General features: G+C 72.8%; 6 protein-coding genes. 5 read left to right on the top strand and 1 reads right to left on the bottom strand.

What is annotated here, in order from left to right:
* Nucleotides 1-15: 15 nt before the first annotated feature.
* Nucleotides 16-1,461 (bottom strand): DHA2 family efflux MFS transporter permease subunit, encoded by a 1,446-nt coding sequence (locus NRB56_RS06740; protein ID WP_153339686.1) that lies wholly within the window; start codon nucleotides 1,459-1,461, stop codon nucleotides 16-18.
* A gap of 283 nt (nucleotides 1,462-1,744) precedes the next feature.
* Between NRB56_RS06740 and NRB56_RS06735 the strand changes: the two genes are divergently transcribed.
* From NRB56_RS06735 to NRB56_RS06715, 5 genes are all read left to right on the top strand, one after another.
* Nucleotides 1,745-2,380, top strand: coding sequence for a TetR/AcrR family transcriptional regulator (locus NRB56_RS06735; protein ID WP_153339685.1), 636 nt, complete (start codon nucleotides 1,745-1,747; stop codon nucleotides 2,378-2,380).
* 100 nt (nucleotides 2,381-2,480) lie between these two features.
* Nucleotides 2,481-3,362: a menaquinone biosynthetic enzyme MqnA/MqnD family protein gene (locus tag NRB56_RS06730; RefSeq protein WP_153339684.1), complete on the top strand. Its 882-nt coding sequence runs from the start codon at nucleotides 2,481-2,483 to the stop codon at nucleotides 3,360-3,362.
* 26 nt (nucleotides 3,363-3,388) lie between these two features.
* Entirely contained in the window at nucleotides 3,389-5,557 is a 2,169-nt protein-coding gene (locus NRB56_RS06725; RefSeq protein WP_153339683.1) for an AMP-binding protein, read from the top strand.
* 16 nt (nucleotides 5,558-5,573) lie between these two features.
* The gene (locus NRB56_RS06720) at nucleotides 5,574-10,949 is read left to right on the top strand and encodes a type I polyketide synthase (protein ID WP_194290753.1); all 5,376 of its coding nucleotides are present in this window, start codon (nucleotides 5,574-5,576) and stop codon (nucleotides 10,947-10,949) included.
* Nucleotides 10,946-17,449, top strand: coding sequence for a type I polyketide synthase (locus NRB56_RS06715; RefSeq protein WP_153339681.1), 6,504 nt, complete (start codon nucleotides 10,946-10,948; stop codon nucleotides 17,447-17,449). The genes NRB56_RS06720 and NRB56_RS06715 overlap by 4 nt, the downstream gene beginning before the upstream one ends.
* Nucleotides 17,450-17,459 lie beyond the last annotated feature (10 nt).

Here is a 17,459-nt window from a genome sequence, read left to right as displayed (position 1 = left end):
ACCTTATGAAATGGGTCACATGACGCTGTCGGACAGCGGCGACTGTGCTCCGGCAGCGTCGGCCGTCGGCTCGGCCGCGGCCGGCCCGCCCGTCATCGGCAGCGCGGCCACGATCACCGGCACCATGGCCGCCGCGGCGAACCAGAACACCGCGTGCAGCCCGTCCAGCCAGCCGGTGGTCACCGAGATGGTGATCGCCGCGAAGGCCGCGATACCCAGCCCGCCGCCCATCTGCCGCGCCGTCATGCTCATGCCGTATCCGGAGGCGAAGTTGGCCTGCGGCAACGACGTTGCCGCCGCCGAGGACACCGCGGTCATCAGCAGGCCGATCGCGAGACCGGACAACAGGCCGACCGGCAGCCACACCGCCAGGAACCGGGACTGCTCGTGCAACAGGAGGGCGAACAGGATCCCGGAGATGCCGAACAGCACCGCGCCGGCGATGGTCGCGATCCGCTGGATGTCCGGGTGCTTCGACCGGCCGACGATGCCCGCGCCGATCGCCGCGGTGAAGGCGCCGGGCGAATTCGCAAGGCCCGCTTCCCATACCGAGTATTTCCAGACCACGATGGTCCACAGCGGGCAGGCCAGCAGCCAGGCGAACATGGCGATGCCGAAGAGGAACGAGACGGCGCTGGCCGAGGCGAATTTGCGATCGGCCCAGAGCTTCACCTCGAACACCGGCACCGGATGCTGCATCGAGCGGAGGATGCCGAGCGCCAGCAGTACCAGGCCACCGATGGTGGTGCCGAGGAATGCCACACTGCCCCAGCCCCATTCGCCGCCCTGGGTCAGCCCGACGACCACGGCGCCGACACCGATGCCGACCAGTACGGCGCCGAGCGGATCGGGCCGGACCCGCAGGTTGGGCCGGATCTCCGGCAGCCACGACAGGCCGGCCACGAAGGCCAGCAGGCCCACCGGCACGTTGATGAGGAATACCGCACGCCAGTCCCAGGCCCAGACCAGCACGCCGCCGAGCGCGGGCCCGAAGGCGGCGGCCGCGGAGGAGGCCGCCGCCCAGGCCGCCACCGCGGCCACCCGGCGCTCGACGGGGTAGGAGCCGAGCACCAGGCCCAGCGCGGCGGGGATCATGCCGCCGGCCGCGACGCCCTGTAGGGCGCGCGCACCGATCAGGAACTCGATGTTGGGCGCGATCGTGCACAGTGCGGACGCCACGGTGAAGCCCAGCAGCGACCAGACGAACACCGCCTTGCGCCCGAAGACGTCGGCGTACCGGCCGATCGGGGTCAGCACGGCCGCGAAGAACACGGCGTAGCCGGATACCACCCACGACAACGTGGACAACTTGGTACCCGGGAAACTCTGAGTGATGTCCGTGAACGCCACGTTGACCACGGACATGTCGAGGAAGGCCACGAAGGTGGCCACCGAGGTGATGAGCAGTACCCGTCGCGGCTCGATCGCTGCGGGAATTTCGTTCGCAACGCTGTCAGTCATCGTCCACCTGCCGAGTAGTCGTGGAAGAACGCCATCGCAGACCCTTGCTCTTATTGAACCGAACGTTCGTGCGTGTTCATTAACGCACGAACGTTCGCTCGGGTCAAGCCGGGCAAAACGGGCCGACCAGGAGCGATAACCGGCCTGCACAGGGCGGACCTCGCGATCTCCCGTCACCGTCTCGTCGGACGATGGACACAGGCCCTATACCAGGCCGAACGATCGTTCAGCTAATATGAGCAGGCAACTGACACACAGGGGCGGTGACGAAGGAGTACGGCGGATGACCGAGACACGGCCCGTGCGTGGGCAGGATACCCGGCGCGCCATTCTGCGCGAAGCGGTTCAGGTCGGCACGGCGGAAGGATTGGACCGGCTCACCATCGGCCGGCTGGCGACCGCCCTCGGCGCCAGCAAGAGCGGGGTGTTCGGCCTGTTCGGGTCCAAGGAGGAGCTGCAACTGGCCGCGATCGAGGAGGCCAAGGCCAGTTTCATCACCGAGGTGATCGGCCCGGCCCTGCGGCAGCCGTCGGGCATCGGCCGGCTGCAGACGCTGTGCGACGCGTGGCTGGACCACACCGGCAAGGACGCCGCCGCCGGCGGGGCCTGCTTCTTCCTGTCCGTCGGCTCCGAGTACGGGTCGCGGCCCGGCCGGGTCCGGGACGCGATCGTCTCCGTCTGGCGACAGTGGCACGACTTCCACCGGCAGACGATCATCGAGGCACAGCAACTCGGCGAGATCCGCGCCGACACCGATCCGGTGCAACTGGCCTTCGAGCTGTCCGCCTTCGAGCGCAGCGCCGCCACCGACCGGACCCTCTTCGACGATACCGAGGTGTTCGAGCGGGCCCGCACCGCGATGCGGCGGGTGCTGCGCGAGCACGCCGTGCAACCCGACCGAATTCCCTTGACAGCCTAGCGATTCCATCGGGACGCCGCATCGTCGCGACGGCCCGGCCGCCGAGGTTAGGGGACGCGTAGGGGTTACGCGGCACGGCGGGGTCGGCGACAGTTGGCCTATGCGTTCAGTTTCCGGTCCCGACGTCCAGGCCGGACGACTCACTCCCCTCCGCCGGCGCCCCCGCGTCGGCCACATCGAGTTCCTGAACTGGCTGCCGATCCTGTGGGGCCTGGCCCGCTCCGGCAGCCTGGTGGAGCTCGATCTGGTCCGCGGCAGCCCGGAACGGCTCAGCGCCGAGCTGGCGGGCGGCGCGCTCGACGTGGGCCCGATCAGTCTCGTCGAATTCCTCACGCACGCAGACGATCTGGTGATGCTGCCGGATCTGGCCATCGGCTGCGACGGGCCGGTCATGTCCTGCCTGATCGTCAGCCGGGTGCCACTGGACCGGCTCGACGGGGTGCCGGTGGCGCTGAGCTCCACCAGCCGCACCTCGGTCCGGCTGGCGCAACTTCTGCTGGCCGAGCACATCGGTGTGCGGCCTCGATTCTTCAGCAGCGCACCGGATCTCGACGTCATGTTCGCGCAGGCGCCGGCGGCGGTGCTGATCGGCGACGTCGCGCTGCGCACCGCCCTGTACTACGCGCCGACCCGCGGGCTGGTGGTGCACGACCTCGGCCGGATGTGGCGGGACTGGACCGGCCTGCCGTTCGTGTTCGCCGTGGTCGCGGCCCGGCGCGAATTCCTCGAACGGGAGCCGGAGACGGTGCGCCAGGTGCACTCCGCCCTGCTGAACGCCCGCGATCGGGCCATCGCCGAGATGGACGAGCTGTGCGAGCGCACCGCGCGCTGGGAACAGTTCGACGCCGGCACCCTGCGGCGGTACTACACCGACGCCCTGAACTTCGGGCTCGGCCCGCGCCAGCAGCAGGGCATCGCGGAATTCGCCGCGCGCACCGGATTCGGCGTGAATGTCGGTGCGACACTGCTGGACTCGGCCTAACCGGACATCGGGAGAGGTAGCTCATCGTGATCGTGCCGACGACGACAGAACTCAGCCCCGCCGCCCGCGTCGACACGCTGGCGGCACAGACCGGCCGCCGGGTCGCGCTGGTCTACGAGGGCAGCACGTACGGCTACGCCGCGCTGGCCGACCAGGCGCGGCGGCTGGCCGCCGTGCTCGCCGCGGGCGGGACCACCGAAGGCGATCGGGTGGTGTACTTGGGCGGCAACAGCGTCACCTTCCTGACCACCTTCCTCGCGGCGGCGCGGCTCGGCGCGGTGTTCGTACCTGTCAACTCGCGACTGACCGCACCCGAGGTCGCCATCGTGCTGTCGGATTGCGCGCCACACACGCTCGTCACCGAACCGGAGTATCGTCCGGTTGCGGAGGCAGCCTCGCCCGGCTCCGCCCGGTTGCTCTCGGTCCCCGGCGACCCGGCGGCGACGGCGGGCGAGGCGCCCCCGTCACCCTGGGAGACGCTGCCGGCCGCGGCCGGCCCGGCGCCAGAGCCCGTGCACTGCGGGCCGGACCGGATCGCCATGCTGGCCTACACATCCGGCACCACCGGCCGGCCCAAGGGCGTCGAGCTGACACACGGCAATCTCTGGTGGAACGGCGTCAATCAGGACATGGTCGCCACGTCCGCGCCGCTGGACGTCACGCTCGTGGTCGCGCCGCTGTTCCACACCGCGCCCCTGGGCTCCTTCGCGCTGCGCACCCTGATGCGCGGCGGCACGGTGGTGCTGCGCCGCGGCTTCGAGGCCGGGAGTATGCTCGCAGATCTCGAAACCTACGGTGTGACAACCGTGTTCGCGGTGCCGGCGATGTTCGCGGCGGTCGCCGCGCACGAGGGATTCGCGGCCGCCGACCTGTCCGCGCTGCGCACCGCGGTCACCGCCGGAGCGCCCGCGCCCGCATCGCTGATCGAGCGTTACCGCGAGCGGGGCATCGCGCTGCAGCAGGCGTACGGGCTGACCGAGACGCTGTTCGCCGCGTATCTGCCGGCCGACCGGATCGCCACCCACTCCGCTTCGGTGGGACTTCCGTTGCCCTACACCGAGATCCGCATCGTCGACCCCGCCGGCGATCTCGCGGGCGCGGGCGGCCTGCCGCCGGGCGAGCGCGGCGAGGTCTGTGTGCGAGCGCCCACGGTCGCCCGGGGCTACCGCGGCAAGCCCGAGGCCACCGCGGAGGTGTTCGCGGACGGCTGGTTTCGCACCGGCGACATCGGCTATCTGGATCCCGACGGCTATCTGTATCTCGTCGACCGCCGCAAGGACATGATCATCGTCGGCGGCGACAACGTGTACTCCGCCGAGGTCGAACAGGTGCTCGCGCGCTTCCCGGACGTCGAGGACGTCGCGGTGGTGGGTGTCCCGGACGAGCACGAGGGCGAGAGCGTGGTCGCGATCGTCACCGGCCGCGCCGCGCCCGGCCCGACCGGCCCGCGGGCCCGGCCCGCGCTCGCCGAACTGCGCCGGTTCGCCGAATCGGAACTGGCCCGCTACAAACTGCCGACCCGGGTGGTCCACGCCGACCGCATCCCGCGCAACGCGATGGGCAAGCTCGACAAGCCGGTCATCCGCGCCGCGCTCGCGGACAGGGACGAGAGCGTCTTCGACGCCGCGGCGGCCCCCGCGCCCACGCCGGCGGCCGAGGCCGCGCCGGCGCCGGCCTCCGTCGCCGATCCGGCGGCCCCCTGGCTGTACACGCTGGCGGCGCTGCCACCGGATGAGCAGTACCGCCTCGTCTTCGACGCGGTGGTCGCGGGGATCGCGCGGACCATCCGCGGGGGGCGCGCGGTCGTCGCGCCCGAGGACCGGTTGCAGGACATCGGATTGGGCTCGCTGGCCGCGGTCGAACTCGCCCGCCGGCTCGGCGACACCCTGCGGTTGCGGCTGCCCAGCACGACACTCTTCGATCACGACAGCGTCGACGCCCTGGTCCGGCACCTCACCGCCCGGGTCGTCGCCGGCAACACCCGGCCGGCGGTCCTGGACCGGCTGACCGACTTCGAACGAGCGGTCCGCGACGCGCCGGCGGATCCCGCCGTACGCGCGGAACTGCGAATCCGGTTGCGCGGCGCCCTCAATCGCCTCGCCGCCGACGAGGGCCCCCTGGTGCCGGCGCCCGCCGGGACCCCCACCGACCGAGATCTGTTCGCCCTGCTCGATGCCGAGCTCGGACCGGCCTGAGCCGCGGAGGAGAATCATGACCGACGAGGCGACGTTGCGCCGCTACCTCGAGCGCGCGACCACCGCGCTGCTGGAGACACGGGCACAGTTGCAGCGGCTGGAGGCCGCGCACAACGAACCGATCGCGGTGGTCGGGATGGGGTGCCGGTATCCCGGGAACATCCGTTCGCCGCAACAACTCTGGGACCTGGTGGCCGCCGGGGAGGATGTGGCGGGCCCCTTCCCCACCGACCGCGGCTGGGATCCGGCGGCCCTGCTCGGCGACGATCCGGACGAGCCGCACACGGTGACCGCCGAGGCCGGCGGATTCCTGGACGCCCCCTTCGATTTCGACGCCGACTTCTTCGGGATCTCCCCGCGTGAGGCCACCGCCACCGATCCGCAGCAGCGGCTGCTGCTGGAGGTGACCTGGGAGGCGCTGGAGCACGGCGGCCTGGACCCGAACTCGTTGCGCGGCAGTGATTGCGGAGTCTTCGTCGGGGCCATGTACCACGACTACGCCAGCCGCCTGCGGCAGGTGCCGGGCGAGCTGGAGGCGCAACTGGGCACCGGCAGCGCGGCGGGCGTGCTGTCGGGGCGGATCGCCTACACGTTCGGCTTCTCCGGGCCGACGGTGACGGTGGACACCGCCTGTTCCTCCTCGCTGGTCGCGATGCACCAGGCCGCGAACGCGCTGCGCGGCGGCGAGTGTTCGCTGGCGCTGGCCGGCGGGGTGACGGTGATGTCGACGCCCGCCAGTTTCGTCGAGTTCAGCCGGCAGCGCGGCCTGGCCCGCGACGGCCGCTGCAAGTCGTACGCCGCCGCGGCGGACGGCACGGGCTTCGCCGAGGGCGCCGGAATCCTTGTGCTGGAACGTCTCTCGGACGCGCGTCGGCTCGGGCACCGGGTGTACGCGGTCCTGCGCGGATCGGCGGTCAATTCCGACGGCGCGGCGGCCGGGCTCACCGTGCCCAGCGGTGCGGCCCAGCAGCGGGTGGTCCGGCAGGCGCTGGCCGCCTCGGGACTTCAGCCCGGCGAGATCGATGTCGTGGACGGCCACGGCACCGGCACCACGCTCGGCGATCCGATCGAGGCGCGGGCGCTGCTGGAGGTGTTCGGCGAGCGTGAGGCCGAGCCGCTGTGGCTCGGTTCGGTGAAGTCGAATCTCGGTCACACCCAGGCCGCCGCGGGCGTGGCCGGGGTGATCAAGATGATCATGGCGATGCGGCACGGCACGGTACCGGCCACCCTGCACGTCGATTCGCCGACGCCGCACGTGGACTGGTCCGCCGGCGCGGTCCGGCCGGTGCTCGAGGCCCGGCCGTGGCCGGAGACCGGGCGGCCGCGCCGCGCCGGGGTGTCGTCGTTCGGCATCAGCGGCACCAACGCGCACCTGATCGTGGAGCAGGCGCCCGCCGCCGCACCGGTTTCCGCGGCGCCGCCGCCGAATCCCTTGTCGCCCTGGGTGGTCTGGGAACTGTCCGCCCGTACCGAGGCCGCGCTCGCCGCGCAGGCCGCGGCCCTGGCACAGCACGTCCGCGACCACGCCGATCTGCCGCTGGACGGGATCGGCCGGGCGCTGGCCGCCCGCACCCGATTCGCCCGTCGCGCCGTGGTTTTCGGGCACGACCGCGGCGAGTTGCTGGCGGCGCTGACCACGCTGGCCGCCGGTGGCCGCTCCCCCGCGGTGGTGCAGGGCGTCGCCGCGGCGCCGGACACCCCGGAGCGTGGCGGGACCGCGGTGATGTTCCCCGGCCAGGGGGCGCAGCGGGTCGCCATGGGCCGGGAACTGCATGCGGCGCACCCGGTTTTCGCGCGGACCTTCGACGAGATCTGCGCCGCGTTCGACCTGTACCTCGACACCCCGCTCGCCGAGGTGATCTTCGCCGAGCCGGGTACCGCCGCGGCGGAACTGCTCGGCCGCACCGGGTACACCCAGGCCGCGCTGTTCACCGTTGAGGTGTCGCTGTACCGGATGGCCGAATCCCTCGGCCTGCGAGCGGATTTCCTGATCGGGCATTCCATCGGCGAGCTCACCGCCGCTCATCTGGCCGGGATCTGGACCCTGCCGGACGCGGTCGCCGTGGTCGCCGCGCGCGGGCGGCTGATGGACCGGCTCCCCGGGCACGGCACCATGATCGCGGTCGCGGCCGCCGAGCACAAGGTGACGCCCTTGCTGGTCGGCCGGGAGCATGCGGTGTCGCTGGCCGCGATCAACGGCCCCGCCGCCGTCGTGCTGTCCGGGACCGAGGCCATGATCGGTGAACTCGCCGCGACCCTGGAACGGCTGGGGCGCCGGGTTTCCCGGCTGCGGGTGGCGCACGCCTTCCATTCCCCGCTGGTGGAACCGATGCTCACCGAGTTCGCGGAGGTGTGCCGCTCGATCACCTATCACGAGCCGGTGCTGCCGATCGTCTCGAATGTCACCGGCGCCCTTGCCGATCCGGCCCGGCTGCGGGATCCGGAGTACTGGGTCGAGCAGGTGCGCCGGCCGGTCCGCTTCTTCGACGGCCTGCGCTGCCTGCGCGACGAGCACGGGGTCCGGGTGTTCGTCGAGGCGGGTCCCGGCAGCACCCTCACCGCGCTGGCGCGGGAGGCGTTCACCGCCGACCCGGAGGCGACGGCGGCCCCGTTGCTGCCCGGGCGGATCGCCGAAACCCCGGCGGTCATCGCCGGATTGGCCGCGGCGCAGACCGCGGGCGCGCCGATCGAGTGGTACCCGGACGCCCCGGACGCGGGCGTCGAACTGCCGACCTACGCGTTCCGGCGCCGCCGGTACTGGCTCGACGCCGGCGCCACCACGGTCACCCGAGCCGGCGAACCGACCGGGCATCCGCTGCTGGACCGCCGGCTGGCGCTGGCCGACGGCGTCGTGCTGTTCACCGGCAGCGTGTCCCGGGCGGACAACCCCTGGCTGGCCGATCACGTCGTGCACGGGGCAACGTTGTTGCCCGCCACCGCCTTTCTCGACATGGCGCTGCTGGCGGCCGGGCGGGCGGGGCTGGATCGCGTCGAGGAGCTGACCCTGCTCGAACCGCTGCTGATCCCCGATTCCGGGGAACTGGATATCCAGGCGATCCTCGGCGCGCCCGGCCGCGGCGGCGAGCGCACGCTCACCGTGCACTCGCGCCGGACGCCGCACGGGCAGTGGATCCGGCACGCGGAGGCCACCTTGTCCGCCCGGTTCGTGCCACCGCCACCGGCGCGGATCCGCAGCTGGCCGCCCGACAACGCGGAGCCCGCGAATCTCGACGAGCGCTACGGCGCGCTCGCCGCCGCCGGATACCACTACGGGCCGGCCTTCCGCGGCACCCGCGCGCTGTACGTGCGCGGCGACGAGATGTTCGCCGACATCGAGACGCCCGCGGGAATCGACCCCACCGGCTATCTGATCCATCCGGCGGTGCTCGACGCCGCGCTGCACCCGCTGGCCGCGACCGAGGGGCCGACCCGGCTGCCGTTCTCGTGGCGTGGTGTGCGCAGCCACGGGCCCGCCACCGGACCGCTGCGCGCGCGGCTGACCGACATCGGCGTCGACGAGGCCACCCTCGAGGTCGTCGACGCGGCGGACCGGCCGGTGCTCTCGGCGGATCTGCTGGTGCTGCGGCCGATCACCCCCGCCGCCCTCGCCGGCGCCCGGGACGACGACCGTTACCTGCTGAGCTGGGTGCCGGTCGGCGGGTCCGGCTCCGGGCGGCTGCACTGGTCGGACCTGGCCTGGTTCGACCTGCCGGAGCACGGACCGGATCCGGCCGGCGTGCGCGCCGCCCTCGACGCCACCCTCACCCGCATCCGGTCCTGGCTCGCCGAGGCCGACGAGGGCATGCTCGGCATCCGCACCCGCGGTGCGGTGTCCCTGCCGGGCGGGCCGGGCACCGACACGGCGGCCGCGGCCGTCTGGGGACTGGTCCGGTCGGCGCAGTCCGAACACCCGGGCCGGTTCCTGCTGCTCGACACCGACGGCGATCCGGCCGGACCACTGCCGATCGATGAGCCTCAAATCGTCTCGCGCGCAGGCGAATTGCGTGTGCCACGACTGGCCCCGGGCGGTTCGGCGCCGACCGGGACCCCGTGGCGGGCCAACGGCACCGTCCTCGTCACCGGCGCCGGCGGCGGGCTCGGCGGACTGGTGGCCCGGCACCTCGCCGCCCGCGGCGACGTCGGTCATCTGCTGCTGCTCGGACGCGGCCCGATCGAAACCGACGGTATCGACATCCCGGTGACCACCGCCCGATGCGATATCGCGGATCGTGACGCCCTGGCGGCCGTGCTCGCATCGATCCCGGGCGACCGCCCGCTGACGGCGGTGGTGCACGCGGCCGGGGTGGCCGACGACGGACTGCTCGAAACGCTGTCACCCGGCCAGTTCGACCGGGTGCTGCGGCCGAAGGTGGATGGCGCGTGGAATCTGCACGAGCTCACCGAGGATCTGGATCTGTCGGCGTTCGTGCTGTTCTCGTCGGTCGCCGGGGTGCTCGGCGCGGCCGGGCAGGCCAACTACGCCGCCGCCAACGCCTATCTCGACGCCCTCGCCCGGCATCGCCAGGAACGCGGCCTGCCCGGCACGGCACTGGCCTGGGGACTGTGGTCGCGCCGGACCGGGGTGTCCGATCACCTGACCGACGCCGATCGGGCACGGCTGGCCCGCGGCGGGATCGCGGCGCTGGCCGACACCGAGGGCCTGGCCCTGTTCGACATCGCCTGCGCCGCGGACGATCCCGACCCGGTGCTGGTGGCCCTGGACCGGACCCGCCTGGACGACCGGGTGGCGCCGCCGCTGCGCGGCCTGGCCGCGACGCGTCGCGAGACCGTCGAGCGCGCGCCCGAAACCTTCTCCTTCCCCGCGCGTTTCGCGGCGCTGAGCGCCACCGGGCGGCGCGAGCTGATCCACGATCTGGTGGCCGAACTGGTCGCCGCGGTCCTCGGGCACACCGACGAGGTCCCGGACACCGATCGCACCTTCGCGGAACTGGGTTTCGACTCGCTGACCGGTATGGAACTGCGCACCCGGCTGGTCGACACGACCGCGCTGCGGCTGCCCGCGACGCTGGTGTTCGACCATCCGACCCCGGACGCGCTCGCCGCGCACCTGCACGCGAAACTGCTCGCCACGCAGACAGATTCGGAACAGGAGGCGGCCGAGGCGGCCCCGGCCGGGAACGGCGACGGGGACGCCGCGATCCGGTCGATGGATGTGGCGAACCTGATCCGGCTGGCCTACAGCAACGGCGAGCCGGCGCCCGCCGACGCCGGCGCGGCGGACGAGGGCGGATTCTGGACCGACGGGCACGACTTCTTCGGCGCGGAGGGCGTCGTCGTCACCGACGACAGCCAGACCGACGAGGACTTCCGAAGTGTGTTCGGGCAGCGGGTATCCCGCGGCGTCGCCGGTGAGGACGGTGGCCGGCGATGACCGGACCCGATCCCGAGCTCGTCGCGGCGCTGCGCAATACCCTGGTGGAGCGCGATCGGCTGCGCCAGGACAACGCGCGGCTGTCCGCCCAGCTGTCCGAGCCGATCGCGATCGTCGGGATGAGCTGCCGATTCCCCGGCGGGGTGCGCACCCTGGCGGACTGGTGGGAGCTGTTGTCGCAGGGCCGCGACGCGATCGGCGACTTCCCGTCCGACCGCGGCTGGCGGACCGACGACCGATCCGAACGTGGCGACTATCCGCGTGTCGGCGGATTCCTCGACGACGCACTGGAATTCGACGCCGACCTGTTCGGCATCTCGCCGCGCGAGGCGCTCGCGATGGATCCGCAGCAGCGGCTGCTGCTCGAAGTGTCCTGGGAGGCACTGGAACACGCGCGGCTGGATCCGCTGGCGCTGCGCGGTTCACCGACCGCGGTGTTCGCGGGCGTGATGTACCACGACTACGCGGACCGATTGCCGACGGTGCCGGAGCGGGTGGAGGGCCATCTGCGCACCGGCAGCCTGGCCAGCGTGGTGTCCGGCCGGGTCGCCTACGCGCTGGGCTTGCACGGCCCGGCCGTCACCGTCGACACCGCCTGCTCCTCGTCGCTGGTCACCATGCATCTGGCGGCGCAGGCGCTGCGGCAGGGCGAATGCACGCTCGCGCTGGCCGGCGGGGTGACGGTGATGGCGACGCCGAAGGTGTTCGCCGAGTTCGCCCGCCAGGGCGGGCTCGCGCCGGACGGGCGGTGCAAGGCGTTCGCGGCCGCCGCGGACGGCACCGGCTGGGCCGAGGGTGTCGGCGTGCTGGTACTCGAACGGCTCTCGGACGCAACGCGTCTCGGGCATCGAGTCCTCGCGGTGATGCGCGGGTCGGCGGTCAACTCCGACGGCGCCTCCAACGGGCTCACCGCGCCGAACGGTCCCGCCCAGCAGCGGGTGATCCGGCAGGCGCTGGCGTCGGCGGGACTGCGCACCGGCGACATCGATGTGGTGGAGGGACACGGCACCGGGACCCGGCTCGGTGATCCGGTGGAGATCCAGGCGCTGCTCGAGACCTACGGCCGCGGCCGGACCCGCCCGCTGTGGCTCGGCTCGGTGAAATCCAATGTGGGACATACCCAAGCGGCGGCCGGGGTCGCCGGGGTGATCAAGACGATCCTCGCGATGCGGCACGGCGTCGTACCGCCGACGATGCACGTGGACGAGCCGTCGCCGCACGTGGACTGGTCCGCGGGACCGGTGCGGCTCGCGACCGGGCCACAGCCGTGGCCCGAGACCGGCGGCCCGCGCCGGGCCGCGGTGTCCTCCTTCGGGATCAGCGGCACCAACGCGCACATCGTCCTGGAACAGTTTCCCGAACCCGAGAGCGGCCCGGCCTCGAAATCTCCCGGGCGCGACGACATCCGGGTGTCGGATACCGCCGCCCCGCTGCTGCCGGTCGCCTGGCCGTTGTCGGGGCATACGGCCGCCGCGGTCGCGGGCCAGGCCGGCCGGATGCGCGAGCACCTGGCCGCTCATCCGGACGCGGACCTCGCCGATCTCGGTCTGTCGCTGGCGACGACCCGCGCGAACTTCGGGCCGCGGGCGGTGGTGATCGGCGGCGACCGGGACGAATTGTCCGCGCGGCTGGCGGCACTGGCCGCGGGCGAGCCCGCGCCGGGAGTGGTGGCCGGTACGGCCGCGCCGAAGGCCCGAGTCGCGATGTTGTTCCCCGGGCAGGGTTCCCAGCGGCTCGGGATGGGTTCGCAACTGTACGAACGGTATCCGGTGTTCGCGGCCGCGTTCGACAAGGTCTGTGCCGCACTGGATCCCAAACTCGATCGGCCGGTTCGCGATATCGTCTGGGCCACACCGGATTCCGCCGAGGCGGCGCTGCTGGACCGGACCGACGGCACCCAGGCGGCGCTGTTCGCCGTCGAGGTCGCGCTGTACGAGCTGCTGCGCTCCTGGGGTGTGGAACCCGCTTTCCTGCTGGGTCATTCGATCGGCGAGGTGACCGCCGCGTATCTGGCCGGGCTGTGGTCGCTGGCCGACGCCACCACACTGGTCGCCGCGCGCGGCCGGCTGATGCAGCGGCTGCCCGCGGGCGGGGCGATGCTGGCAATCGCCGCCGGCGAGGAGGCGGTGCGCGGGCTGCTGACCGGGCGGTCCGAGCGGGCCGGAATCGCCGCGATCAACGGTCCCGCCGCGGTGGTGGTGTCCGGCGACGAACCGATCATCGACGAGATCGCGGAACTAGCAGCCGCGCAAGGCTTCTCGATTCGGCGCCTACGGGTGAGCCACGCCTTCCATTCACCGCGGATGCGGCCGATGCTCGACGAGTTCGCCGCTGTCTGCGCAACACTCACCTTCCGGCGGACGACCGTGCCGATCGTCTCGAACCTCACCGGCGAACTCGCCGACCCCGACGAATTGCGCAGTCCCGGCTACTGGGTCCGGCACATCGCCGAACCGGTCCGCTTCGCCGACGGCGCACGCTGGCTGCGGGAGCGCGGGCGGGTCACCCTCTTCCTGGAAACCGGTCCCGGCGCGGCCCTCTCGTCGGCGGTGGCCGACGCGGACGGCGGCGCCACGGTCGTCTCCACGCTGCGCCGGGACCGGCCCGAGCCGGAATCCGTGACCACGGCGCTCGCGGAGGCGTTCGTCGCCGGCGCGCAGGTGGACTGGGCCGCACGGCTGCCGGGCGCGGCGGTGGTCGATCTGCCGAACTATGCCTTTCAGCGGCAACGGTTCTGGCTCGACGCCGGTGCGGCGGGCGCCGACGTGCACAGCGCCGGACTGTCCGCCGCCGGGCATCCGCTGCTCGGTGCGGTGGTCGCGGCTCCGGACGGTGAGTCCGTGGTGCTGACCGGGCGGTTGTCCACCGGCGGCCACGAGTGGCTCGCCGACCATCGGGTCGGCGATCGAATCCTGCTGCCCGCCACGGCCTTCGTCGATCTGGTGGTGCGTGCGGCCGAGGAGGTCGGCGCCGATCGGATCGTGAGCCTGGTGGTGAACGCCCCGTTGTCGCCGACCGAGGAATCGGTGGCGATCCAGGTCCGGGTCGGGCCGGCGGACGCCACCGGGAATCATCCGGTGTCGGTCGCGGCGCGCACCGGCGACGAGCCCTGGACGGTACACGCCGAGGCCACGGTCACCGCGAGCACGAGCGCCCGGCCCGCCGGAACGGCCACGGCGTGGCCGCCGCCGGGGGCGGTCCGGGTCGAGACCGACGAGATCTACCGGCAGCTGGCCGAATCCGGCCTGGACTACGGTCCGGCGTTCCGTGGCCTACGCGAATTGTGGCGCGACGGAACGGATCTGGTGGCGCGAGTGACCGTGCCCGAGGATGTCGATGTCACCGGCTACCGGATCCATCCCGCGCTGCTGGATGCGGCGTTGCACGCGGCGGCAGCCCTCGGCGGCGGCCTGGACAGCGGCATCGGTGCGCGCGCCGGCGCCGGCGCCGGCGCCGAGAACGCCGACGGCCACCCCGGCCGCGATATCACTGCGACCGAGAGTGGTTCCGGCACAACGCTCCTACCGTTCGCGTGGCACGGTGTCGTCGTCGACGCGGTCGGCGCGACCGAGTTGCGCGTCCGAATGTCGGCCGCGGCGGCGGACCGGATCGCGCTCACCCTCACCGATCCGCAGGGCCGGCTCGTCGCCACCGTCGACGAGCTGGAGCTGCGACCGGCACCCACCTCGCCGGTTCGGGCGAACATCCGCCGCGGCCGCGACCCGCTCTACACGGTCGACTGGATCGCGCTCACCGACGAACCGGCCCCGTACGCCGGGCCTGCTCCGATGGTGCTCCGGGTCGACGAGATTCCCCGGACCCCGGCCGATCCCGCGCTTCCTGGAAACGGATCCGCCGCGGTACAAGCACTTACGGCCGGCGACGGACCCGTGGTCGTCCGCGACCTGCTGGCGCGGGTGCTGGATCGGGTGCAGTTGCTGCTCGCCGAGACCACCGATGCCCCGCTGGTCGTGGTCACGCGCGCGGCCGCGGCGCTCGATCCGGCGGTCGAGGATCCGGACCTCGCCGCGGCGGCGGTCCGCGGACTGCTGCGCAGCGCCCAGGCCGAATACCCCGAGCGCATCGTGTTGCTGGATCTGGACCCGGGTTTCCACGAGGGTCGCGAACTCGACGCGGTGATCGCGCGTGCGCTGGCGACCGCCGAACCCGATCTGGCCGTCCGCGACGGCGTACTGCACGCGCCCCGGCTCACCCGCGCACCCGCCGCCGACGCGCCGGATCTCCTGCGCGGTGACCCCTGGCGGCTGATCGTCGGCGTGCCGGGGACCATCGACTCGGTCCGGCTCGAACCGGTCGCGGAACCGGTACCACCGCTGGGCCCGCTGGAGGTCCGGATCGCGATGCGGGCGGCCGGGGTGAACTTCCGCGATGTGCTGATCGGCCTCGGGATGTATCCCGATCCCGGCGCCGCGCTCGGCGGCGAGGGTGCCGGCATCGTGCTCGAAACCGGTTCCGCCGTCACCGATCTGGCGCCGGGTGATCGGGTGATGGGCCTGTTCGACGGGATCGGGTCGACCGTCACCACCGATCGGCGGCTGGTCACCGCGATCCCCGCCGGCTGGTCGTACGGGCAGGCGGCGGCGGTGCCGGTGGTGTTCCTCACCGCGTACCACGCGCTGGCCGATCTGGCCGGACTGCGCGCGGGCGAATCGGTGCTGATCCACGCGGCCACCGGCGGTGTCGGAACCGCCGCGATGCAGCTGGCCCGGCACTGGGGTGCGGAGATCTACGCCACGGCGAGTCCACGGAAGTGGGATGTGCTGCGCGAGCGCGGCCTCGGCGCGGACCGCATCGCGAACTCCCGGACGCTGGGATTCGAGGACGAGTTCCGCGCGGCCACCGGCGGAGCGGGAGTCGATGTCGTACTCGACGCGCTCGCGGGCGATTTCGTGGACGCCTCGCTGCGGCTGCTGTCCCCGGGCGGGCGGTTCGTGGAGATGGGTGTCACCGACATCCGCGATCGGGACGCCGTCGCCGCGGCGCATCCCGGCGTCGACTATCACTCGTTCCTTATCACCGAGGTGGACCCGGAGCGGATCCGCGAGATGCTCACCGAACTGGTGACGCTGTTCGAGCGCGGCATCCTGACCCCGCCGCCGCTGACCGGCTGGGACGTGCGCGACGCGGTCGCCGCGCTGCGGCACCTCGGGCAGGCGCGGCACATCGGCAAGGTGGTGCTCACCTGGCCGCCGGCGCTCGATCCCGACGGCACGGTCCTCGTCACCGGCGGCACCGGCATGATCGGCCGGGCGATGGCCCGGCATCTGGTGACCGCGTACGGCGCGCGGAATCTGTTGCTGGCCGGGCGATCCGGTCCGGCGGCGCCCGCCGCCGCGGAACTCGCCGCCGAGCTGGACGGCCTCGGCGCGCGGGCCGAGATCGTCGCCTGCGACACCTCCGACGGCCGCGCCCTGACCCGGCTGCTGGACGACGTGCCCGCGGACCGCCCGCTGACGATGGTGATCCACGCCGCGGGCACCGTCGACGACGCGCTGTTCGCGGATCAGACCGCCGCGCATCTGGATCGGGTGCTCCCGGCCAAGGTGGCCACGGCCTGGCAGCTGCATCGGCTCACCGCCGGGCGCGATCTCGCCGGATTCGTCGTGTTCTCCTCGGCCGCAGGCGTTCTCGGTACGGCCGGGCAGGCCAACTACGCCGCGGCGAACGCCTATCTGGACGCGCTCGCCGGCCACCGCCGGCATCGTGGACTGCCGGGCCTGTCGCTGGCGTGGGGCCTGTGGGCGCAATCCAGCACCGTCAGTGCGCATCTCGGCGAGCGCGACCTCGCCCGGATGCGGCGCGGCGGCTTCCACGCGCTGAGCCACGAACAGGCACTGGACCTGTTCGACGCAGCGCTGCGCGGCGGGCACGCCACGGCCGTTCCGATCCACCTCGACGTCACCGCCGTGACGGATCCGCCGCCGCTGCTGCGGACGCTGGTCCGCACCCGCCGCGCCGCGGCGCCCGCCGCCGCGCCCGCGGATCTGCCCGGACTGCTCACCGGCCGCAGCGCCGCCGATCAGCACCGGCTGCTGCTGGATCTGATCGCCGGGCATGTGGCGACGGTGCTCGACCACGGCGCCGGGCGCACCCTCGATCACGAGAAGCAGTTCGCGGACCTGGGTTTCGACTCGCTCACCACCGTCGAGTTGCGCAATCAGTTGCGCCGCTCGACGGGTGTGACCCTCTCGCCGACGGTGATCTTTGATCATCCGACCCCGGTCGCGCTGGCGACGCATCTGCACAGCGTGCTCGCCCGCCCGGAACCCGCCGGTGATCTGGTGGCCGAGGCGGAGCGACTGCTGGACCGGCTGGTCGAATCCGGCGCCGCCCGAACCGATCTGGAGCGGCTGGCCGATCGGCTCGCGGATGCGATGCGGCGTCGTGGCGGCGACGCCACCGCCGAACTCATCGAGATCGCCGGGGACGACGAGATCTTCGACCTCATCGACCGGCGCGCGGACGGACTGCGCGCCTGATCGGAACACG

Origin of the sequence: Nocardia aurantia (genome assembly GCF_009604425.1) — a bacterium.
Taxonomy (GTDB): domain Bacteria; phylum Actinomycetota; class Actinomycetes; order Mycobacteriales; family Mycobacteriaceae; genus Nocardia; species Nocardia aurantia.
The sequence above is the reverse complement of the archived record's forward strand: the minus strand, read 5'-3'. Positions and strand labels throughout refer to the sequence as shown.

What these genes read in the sequence shown, in the direction of transcription:
- NRB56_RS06740 (WP_153339686.1), bottom strand. Translation starts at nt 1,461, where the DNA reads ATGACTGACAGCGTTGCGAACGAAATTCCCGCAGCGATCGAGCCGCGA.
- NRB56_RS06735 (WP_153339685.1), top strand. Translation starts at nt 1,745, where the DNA reads ATGACCGAGACACGGCCCGTGCGTGGGCAGGATACCCGGCGCGCCATT.
- NRB56_RS06730 (WP_153339684.1), top strand. Translation starts at nt 2,481, where the DNA reads ATGCGTTCAGTTTCCGGTCCCGACGTCCAGGCCGGACGACTCACTCCC.
- NRB56_RS06720 (WP_194290753.1), top strand. Translation starts at nt 5,574, where the DNA reads ATGACCGACGAGGCGACGTTGCGCCGCTACCTCGAGCGCGCGACCACC.
- NRB56_RS06715 (WP_153339681.1), top strand. Translation starts at nt 10,946, where the DNA reads ATGACCGGACCCGATCCCGAGCTCGTCGCGGCGCTGCGCAATACCCTG.